Origin of the sequence: Streptomyces sp. N35 (assembly GCF_016464295.1) — a bacterium.
Classification (GTDB): Bacteria; Actinomycetota; Actinomycetes; order Streptomycetales; family Streptomycetaceae; genus Streptomyces.
Genome location: NZ_JAEIMH010000049.1, coordinates 61,697 through 70,386 on the forward strand (window position 1 = coordinate 61,697; position 8,690 = coordinate 70,386).

At 68.7% G+C, this 8,690-nt stretch carries 6 protein-coding genes and 1 tRNA gene; 6 read left to right on the forward strand and 1 reads right to left on the reverse strand.

From position 1 onward, the window contains the following. Window positions 1-33: 33 nt before the first annotated feature. Window positions 34-120 (reverse strand) — tRNA-Leu (locus JAO81_RS25420). 463 nt (window positions 121-583) lie between these two features. Between JAO81_RS25420 and JAO81_RS25425 the strand changes: the two genes are divergently transcribed. The 6 genes from JAO81_RS25425 (at window position 584) to pknB (ending at window position 8,626) form a co-directional block, all read left to right on the forward strand. Then, window positions 584-1,426: a DUF3662 and FHA domain-containing protein gene (locus JAO81_RS25425; RefSeq protein WP_165333758.1), complete on the forward strand. Its 843-nt coding sequence runs from the start codon at window positions 584-586 to the stop codon at window positions 1,424-1,426. 10 nt (window positions 1,427-1,436) lie between these two features. Next, a complete protein-coding gene (locus JAO81_RS25430) occupies window positions 1,437-1,952 on the forward strand; it encodes an FHA domain-containing protein (RefSeq protein WP_165333757.1) in 516 nt (171 codons plus the stop codon). 126 nt (window positions 1,953-2,078) lie between these two features. Continuing rightward, window positions 2,079-3,557, forward strand: coding sequence for a PP2C family serine/threonine-protein phosphatase (locus JAO81_RS25435; protein ID WP_199550243.1), 1,479 nt, complete (start codon window positions 2,079-2,081; stop codon window positions 3,555-3,557). Window positions 3,558-3,581: 24 nt separating this feature from the next. Beyond that, window positions 3,582-5,003, forward strand: a complete 1,422-nt coding sequence (locus JAO81_RS25440) for an FtsW/RodA/SpoVE family cell cycle protein (RefSeq protein ID WP_199550244.1) — start codon at window positions 3,582-3,584, stop codon at window positions 5,001-5,003. Next, the gene (locus tag JAO81_RS25445) at window positions 5,000-6,463 is read left to right on the forward strand and encodes a penicillin-binding protein 2 (protein WP_199550245.1); all 1,464 of its coding nucleotides are present in this window, start codon (window positions 5,000-5,002) and stop codon (window positions 6,461-6,463) included. Before JAO81_RS25440 ends, JAO81_RS25445 begins: the two co-directional genes overlap by 4 nt. A gap of 147 nt (window positions 6,464-6,610) precedes the next feature. Further along, window positions 6,611-8,626, forward strand: a complete 2,016-nt coding sequence (pknB, locus tag JAO81_RS25450; protein WP_199550246.1) for a Stk1 family PASTA domain-containing Ser/Thr kinase — start codon at window positions 6,611-6,613, stop codon at window positions 8,624-8,626. Window positions 8,627-8,690: the final 64 nt, after the last annotated feature.

Below are 8,690 nucleotides of genomic sequence, written 5' to 3' on the forward strand. Positions count from 1 at the left end.
CGGCATCGTGATCACGATGCCGGGCTTCCCGACTGGTGCGCGAGGGGGGAGTTGAACCCCCACGCCCTTTCGGGCACTGGAACCTGAATCCAGCGCGTCTGCCTATTCCGCCACCCGCGCATGGGTGTTGCCGTCTGGCTTCTCGCTCCCTGGGGAGCGCCTGGCGACATCTGAAGATTAGCACGCCGGACAGGGTGGGTTCACATCCCTTTGTGCGGGCACCTGCCTTCTGTGGACTGCCCTGCGCCCCACGTTCGTACGTCCTCGTCCGTCCACCCCGAAGGGGAGCTTCACGAGTGCGGGACACTGTCTGGGACCCCCCTCTACGATCCGTGGAGGCGCGGCCACCGAACCAGTGCGGGAGACCCCCGCAAGGAGCGGCAGAAGAGCGACGGAAGAGCTGTAGAGGACATACGGAGACGCAGTCGCGCAGACGTGGCACCAACCGGCGGCCCCGGCCGTTGTGAGAGGCGACACCCCTGCGCAGGGCAGAGAAGGGGAACCAGCCGATTTCCCGGCGCGTGGATACGATCAGTAAGCGGTACGAAGACAACAACGGCGGCAACGACGGAGGAGGTGCCCCATGGGAGTCCTGAAGAAGTTCGAGCAGCGACTCGAAGGTCTGGTCAACGGCACCTTCGCCAAGGTGTTCAAGTCCGAGGTCCAGCCGGTCGAGATCGCAGGCGCCCTGCAGCGCGAGTGCGACAACAACGCGACGATCTGGAATCGCGAGCGGACCGTCGTACCCAATGACTTCATCGTGGAGCTCAGCCCGCCCGACTTCGAGCGGCTGAGCCCCTACTCGGGCCAGCTCGGCGACGAACTGTCCGGCATGGTGCGCGATTACGCGAAGCAGCAGCGCTACACCTTCATGGGCCCGATCAAGGTGCACCTGGAGAAGGCCGACGACCTGGACACGGGTCTGTACCGCGTACGCAGCCGCACGCTGGCGTCCAGCACCTCGCAGGCGGGCCCCGCTCCGGCTGCCCCCGCGCCGCCGGCCAGACCCCAGGGCGGCCAGGGTGGCTACGGCTACCCGCCGGCCGCCGCCCCTCCGATGCCCGCGGCCCCGCCTCCCGGCGGCGGTCGCGGACCGGCGCCCGCACGCCCCCAGCAGGGCGGGGCGGGTCCGCTCCCCGGCGCCCAGACGCGGCGCTGGATCGAGATCAATGGCCAGCGCCACCAGATCTCCCGCCCCACTCTGGTCCTCGGCCGGAGCACCGAGGCGGATGTACGGATTGACGACCCCGGCGTCTCACGCCGGCACTGTGAGATCCGGACCGGAACGCCCTCGACGATCCAGGATCTCGGGTCTACCAACGGCATCGTGGTAGACGGGCAGCACACCACCCGCGCTACGCTCCGCGACGGCTCGCGGATCGTCGTGGGCAATACGACGATCATTTACCGACAAGCCGAAGGGTGAAGCGGGGGCAATGTCAGAGCTGACCCTGACGGTCATGAGGCTGTGTTTTCTGGCAGTCCTGTGGCTGTTCGTGTTCGTGGCCATCCAGGTCATCCGCAGCGACCTGTTCGGCACGCGAGTCACGCAGCGCGGTGCGCGGCGGGGGGCCGACGCGCGCCCGGCTCAGGGCCGCCAGCAGGCCGCTCCCACGCCGCCGCGCCAGCAGAGCGGCGGCGGCCGCCAGCGCCGGGGTGCGCCGAGCAAGCTCGTCGTATCCGAGGGCACCCTGTCCGGCACCACCGTCGCGCTCCAGGGCCAGACGATCACGCTGGGCCGTGCGCACGATTCGACGATCGTGCTGGACGACGACTATGCGTCGAGCAGGCATGCCAGGATCTACCCGGACCAGGGCGGCCAGTGGATCGTGGAGGATCTCGGGTCCACCAACGGCACCTATCTCGACCGGACCCGTCTGACCACCCCGACGCCGATCCCGCTTGGCGCGCCGATCCGCATCGGCAAGACCGTCATCGAGCTGCGGAAGTAGTACGAGAATGAGCGAGCGGAGCGAGCGAGCCGACCAGACCCGCACCGCGGGTCTGAGCGCGCTCCCGACCGGAGGGTGGGCGCTGTGCGGATGTACCCGGAGTCTGAGTCGACGGGGCAGGTGCGCATGAGTCTGTCACTGCGCTTTGCCGCCGGATCGCATAAAGGCATGATCCGCGAGGGCAACGAGGACTCGGGTTACGCCGGTCCCCGCCTTCTCGCCATCGCCGACGGCATGGGCGGCCAGGCCGCCGGCGAGGTGGCCTCCTCCGAGGTCATCTCCACGATCGTGGCGCTCGACGACGACATCCCGGGCTCCGACATCCTGACCTCCCTCGGCGACGCCGTGCAGCGGGCCAATGACCAGCTGCGCGTGATGGTCGAGGAGGACCCGCAGCTCGAGGGCATGGGCACCACGCTCACCGCCCTGCTGTGGACCGGCCAGCGGCTCGGCCTCGTGCACGTCGGCGACTCCCGTGCGTATCTCCTGCGCGACGGCGTCCTGACGCAGATCACGCAGGACCACACCTGGGTGCAGCGGCTGGTCGACGAGGGCCGGATCACCGAGGACGAGGCCACCACGCACCCGCAGCGCTCGCTGCTGATGCGCGCGCTCGGCAGCGGCGACCATGTCGAGCCCGACCTGTCGATCCGTGAAGTGCGCGCCGGCGACCGGTACTTGATCTGCTCCGACGGTCTCTCCGGTGTGGTCTCGCACCAGACCATGGAGGAGACCCTCGCGAGCTACCAGGGCCCGCAGGCCACCGTGCAGGAGCTGATCCAGCTCGCGCTGCGCGGCGGCGGTCCCGACAACATCACGTGCATCGTGGCCGACGTCCTCGACATCGACGGCAATGACACCCTCGCCGGGCACATCACGGACACTCCCGTCGTCGTGGGCGCCGTGGCCGAGAACCAGCAGCAGCTGCAGGACAACGGGGCCATGCAGACCCCCGCGGGCCGCGCCGCGAGCCTCGGCCGTCCCGTCCCCCCGCAGCCTTCGGGCGGCGGCTTCGGGCCGCCCGGATCCGGGGAACAGGACGCGTACGCCCCCGAGGACGGCTTCGGGGCGTACAGCGACGAGGACTTCGTCAAGCGCGGCGGCCGCGGGAAGTGGATCAAGAGATCGCTCTTCCTCATCATCGTGCTCGGCGTCATCGGCGGCGGTCTGTACGCGGGCCACCGCTGGACGCAGACGCAGTACTACGTCGGGGCCAACAAGGGTCATGTCGCGCTGTACCGCGGCATCAGCCAGGACCTTGCCTGGGTGAGCCTGTCCAAGGTGGAGAAGGACCACCCGGAGATCGAGCTGAAGTACCTGCCGCCGTACCAGCGCAAGCAGGTCGAGGCGACGATCGCCGCCGGCGGTCTGACCGAGGCCAACAACAAGATCAAGGATCTCGGCAACCAGGCGTCCGCCTGCAAGAAGCAGGAAGCACAGCGCAAGGCCGAGGACGAGAACAACGCGCGCACCGGCGAGGGCGAAGCCGGCGGTACCGACGGCGGTACCAAGAGCCGGAGCGCGAACAAGGCGCCCTCACCCACGCCCGGCCCCAGCCTCTCCGAGGAGGAGCAGCAGCTGGTCGGCAACTGCGACAAGAATTAGGGGCACTGGGGGCCCCGCCTACTCATGAGCAGTACGACACACACTTCGACCATCGGCGCGATCGGCGCTCCGAGCAGACGCAACACCGAGTTGGGTCTGCTCGTCTTCGCCGTGCTCATCCCGATCTTCGCGTACGCCAATGTCGGGCTCGCGATCGACGGGACGATGCCCACGGGCATGATCGGCTACGGCCTCGGCCTCGGTCTGCTCGCCGCCGTCGGGCACCTCGTGGTGCGCAAGTTCGCGCCGTACGCCGATCCGCTGCTGCTGCCGCTCGCGACGCTGCTCAACGGCCTCGGTCTGGTGCTCATCTGGCGCCTCGACCAGTCGGAGCGGCTGCAGCAGCTGCAGAAGAACGCGTTCGGCGCGTTCAACCCGGCGGCCCCCAACCAGCTGATGTACTCGGCGGTCGGCATCGCGCTGTTCGTCGGCGTCCTGCTGCTGCTCAAGGACCACCGGATCCTGCAGCGCTTCACGTACATCTCGATGGTCGCGGCGATGATCCTGCTGCTGCTGCCGCTGGTGCCGGGCCTGGGCACGGACGTCTTCGGCGCGAAGATCTGGATCCGGATCGGCGGATTCTCCATCCAGCCCGGCGAGTTCGCGAAGATCGTCATCGCGGTCTTCTTCGCCGGCTATCTGATGGTCAAGCGCGACGCCCTCGCGCTCGCCAGCCGCCGCTTCATGGGCCTGTACCTGCCGCGCGGCCGCGACCTCGGCCCGATCCTGGTGATCTGGGCGGTGTCCCTGCTCATCCTGGTCTTCGAGAACGACCTCGGTACGTCGCTGCTGTTCTTCGGCATGTTCGTCGTGATGCTGTACGTCGCCACCGAGCGCACCAGCTGGATCGTGATCGGTCTGCTGATGTCGGCGGTCGGCGCGGTCGCCGTGGCCTCGACCGCGGGCCACGTGCAGGCGCGTGTGGACGCCTGGCTCGACCCCTTCGGCTGCTACGCGACCTCCGGCGCCTGTGAGCAGATCGGCCAGTCGATCATGGCCTTCGGCTCCGGCGGCGTGCTCGGTACGGGACTCGGCCAGGGCAACTCCGACCTGATCGGCTTCGCCGCCAACGCCGACTTCATCTTCGCCACCGTCGGCGAGGAGCTCGGCCTGGCCGGCGTCATGGCCTTCCTGGTCATCTACGGCCTGATCATCGAGCGGGGCGTACGGACGGCCCTTGCCGCACGCGACCCGTTCGGCAAGCTCTTCGCCGCGGGTCTGTCCGGCGCCTTCGCGCTGCAGATCTTCGTGGTGGCCGGCGGTGTCATGGGCCTCATCCCGCTGACCGGTATGACCATGCCGTGGCTCGCGGCCGGTGGTTCCTCGGTGATCGCCAACTGGGCGCTGATCGCCATCCTGATCAGGATCAGCGACACCGCCCGCCGGCCCGCACCCGCGGCCCCCGCCAGCCCCGACGCCGAAATGACGCAGGTAGTACGCCCGTGAACAAGCCCCTGCGGCGGATCGCCCTGTTCTGCGGTCTGCTCGTGCTCGCCCTGCTCATCCGCGACAACTGGCTCCAGTACGTCAAGGCCGACGAGCTGCGTACGCATGAGAAGAACCGGCGCGTGCTCATCGAGCGCTATGCGCAGGAGCGCGGCGACATCATCGTCGACGGCAAGACGATCACCGGTTCCGAGCGGACCACCGGCAGCGACTTCGCGTACAAGAGGACGTACAAGAACGGCGAGATGTGGGCGCCGGTGACCGGCTATGCCTCGCAGGCCTACGGCGCCACCCAGATCGAGTCGCTCGAGGACGGCATCCTCACCGGCAACGACGACCGGCTCTTCTTCCGCCGCACCCTCGACATGGTGACCGGCAAGAAGAAGGAAGGCGGCAACGTCGTCACGACGCTCAACGGGGCCGCGCAGAAGGCCGCGTTCGAGGGTCTCGGCAACAAAAAGGGTGCCGTCGCCGCGATCGACCCGTCGACCGGCGCGATTCTCGCGCTCGCCTCGACCCCGTCGTACGACCCCTCGGTCTTCGCCGGCAACAGCAAGGACGACGAGAAGGCCTGGACGTCGCTCGAGAGCGACAAGAACAAGCCGCTGCTCAACCGGGCGCTGCGCGAGACGTACCCGCCGGGTTCGACGTTCAAGGTGGTCACCGCCGCGGCCGCCCTCGAGCACGGGCTCTACACGGACCCCGACGAGAAGACCGAGTCGCCGCTGCCCTGGACCATGCCGGACACGAGGACCGAACTGAAGAACGAGGGGAGTTACCCCTCCTGCAAGGACGGTTCGCTGCGCGAGGCGCTGCGGATCTCCTGCAACACCGTCTTCGGCAAGATCGGTTCGGATCTCGGCAAGGACAAGATGCTCGAGACCGCGGAGCAGTTCGGCTTCAACGAGGAGCAGTTCGTCCCGGTCCGCGCCACCGCGTCCAACTTCCCGAAGGAGATGGACCGGCCGCAGACCGCGCTGTCGTCCATCGGCCAGTTCGAGACGGCGGCCACCCCGCTGCAGATGGCGATGGTCGCCTCGGCGATCGCCAACGACGGGCGGCTGATGGAGCCGTACATGATCAGCGAGCTGAAGTCGCCCGGCCTGGACACGATCGAGCGGCACAGCCCCAGGGAGCTGAGCCGCCCGCTGTCCGGGGAGAACGCGCAGAAGCTGCAGGACATGATGGAGACCGTCGTCAAGTCCGGCACCGGCACCAGTGCCCAGATCCCGGGCGCCACGGTCGGCGGCAAGACCGGTACCGCCCAGCACGGCATCGACAACAGCGAGAAGCCGTACGCGTGGTTCCTCAGCTATGCGAAGACGGCGGACGGTTCGCCGGTGGCGGTGGCCGTGGTCGTCGAGGACAGCGACGCCCACCGCGAGGACATCTCCGGTGGCGGTCTCGCCGCCCCGATCGCGAAGAACGTGATGCAGGCGGTTCTCAACGGGAGCAAGTGACGCCGGTCACTGCGGTACCGGTCCTGTATCAGACCACCGCTGCGGCCAGATCATGCTAGAGCGGGCCGGTACGGTATGCCGGGACAGCACACCGCCGGACCACACATGGGTGCGGTCGGGACTGACGGAGAGGGCTGGTAGGTAGCTATGGAAGAGCCGCGTCGCCTCGGCGGCCGGTACGAGCTGGGCCAGGTGCTCGGCCGTGGTGGCATGGCCGAGGTCTACCTCGCGCATGACTCCCGCCTCGGCCGCACCGTCGCCGTGAAGACGCTCCGGGTGGATCTCGCCCGCGACCCGTCGTTCCAGGCCCGGTTCCGCCGTGAGGCCCAGTCCGCCGCCTCGCTCAATCACCCGGCGATCGTCGCGGTCTACGACACCGGCGAGGACTACGTCGACGGGGTCTCCATCCCGTACATCGTGATGGAGTACGTCGACGGCTCGACGCTGCGCGAGCTGCTGCACTCCGGGCGCAAGCTGCTGCCCGAGCGCTCGCTCGAGATGACCGTCGGCATCCTGCAGGCACTGGAGTACTCGCACCGCGCCGGCATCGTCCACCGCGACATCAAGCCCGCGAACGTCATGCTGACGCGCAACGGCCAGGTCAAGGTGATGGACTTCGGCATCGCCCGCGCCATGGGCGACTCCGGTATGACGATGACCCAGACCGCCGCCGTCATCGGAACCGCCCAGTACCTCTCCCCTGAGCAGGCCAAGGGCGAGCAGGTCGACGCGCGCAGTGACCTTTATTCGACCGGCTGTCTGCTCTACGAGCTGCTCACCGTACGGCCGCCGTTCGTCGGCGACTCCCCGGTCGCGGTCGCGTATCAGCATGTACGGGAAGAGCCGCAGCCCCCGTCGGTCTTCGACTCCGAGATCACGCCCGAGATGGACGCCATCGTCCTGCGCGCGCTGACCAAGGACCCCGACTACCGCTACCAGTCCGCCGACGAGATGCGCGCCGACATCGAGGCCTGCCTCGACGGTCAGCCGGTCGCGGCAACGGCGGCGATGGGTGCGGTCGGTTACGGCGGCCACCCGGACGACCAGCAGACGGCGATGCTCCGCCCGCAGAACGGCGGCGCGCAGACCTCGATGCTGCCCCCGATGAACCCGGACGACGGCGGCTACGGCTACGACGACCGCCCTGACCGGCGCCGGCAGAAGAAGGGCGGGGCCTCGACCGCCCTGCTCGTGCTCGCGGGCGTGCTCGTGCTCGTGGGCGCGATCCTGATCGGGCGCGTGGTGTTCAGCGGGAAGGACACCGAGAAGCCGTTCGACGTCCCGACCTTCGTGGGCCAGACGCTGCAGGCGGCCGAGAAGCAGGCCGCGAACGTGGGGCTCGAGCTCGATCCGACCAAGAAGGAGTGCGAAAAGTACCCCAAGGGTCAGATCTGCGACCAGGACCCGAAGAGCGGCCAGGTCGAAAAGGGCGACACCGTCAGCGTGGTCGTCTCCACGGGTGCGCCCAAGGTCTCCGTGCCCAGCGTGATCGGTGACAACATCGATGACGCGCGCGACAAGCTCGCGGGCGATGAGTACGGGCTCGAGGTGACGGTCAAGCAGAAGGAGGTCTCGGGCGAGGAGCCGGGGACCGTCCTCGAGCAGGACCCGACCCGGGGCACCGAGGTCGAGAAGGGCTCGAAGATCACGCTCACGGTCGCCAAGGAGAAGGCGCAGGAGACCGTTCCGAACGTGGTCGGCCAGCAGCTCGACCAGGCCCGCAAGGCCCTCGAGGACCTCGGGTTCAGCGTCGAGGTCCGGCAGGAGCCGCGCGGCGACGTCCCCGAGAACCAGGTCACCAACCAGACCCCGACCGCGAACACCCCGGTGGACAAGGGCTCCACGGTGACGCTGACGGTCGCGAAGGCGCAGGAGCAGGTCGCCGTACCCGCGCTGACCGGCCAGAAGCTCTCGGACGCGCGCAGGATGATCGAGGAAGCCAATCTCACGGTGGGCGCGATCACCGGCCCGCAGGACGACAACGCCAGGGTCGTCATCTCCCAGCCCACGGCGGGCCAGCAGGTCCCGACCGGTACGGCGATCGCCCTGACCACCACGGACGGCGGTGGCGGGAACAACGGTGGCGGTGACGGTGGCGGTGACGGCGGTGGTGACGGCGGCATCTTCGGCCAGTCCGGCCTCAGCCGCAGCGAAGACGAGTAGCGCTCCCGAGCAGTCCGAGCAGTGAGCACGGCAAAGGGCCGGCCCCCTCCGAGAAGGAGGGGGC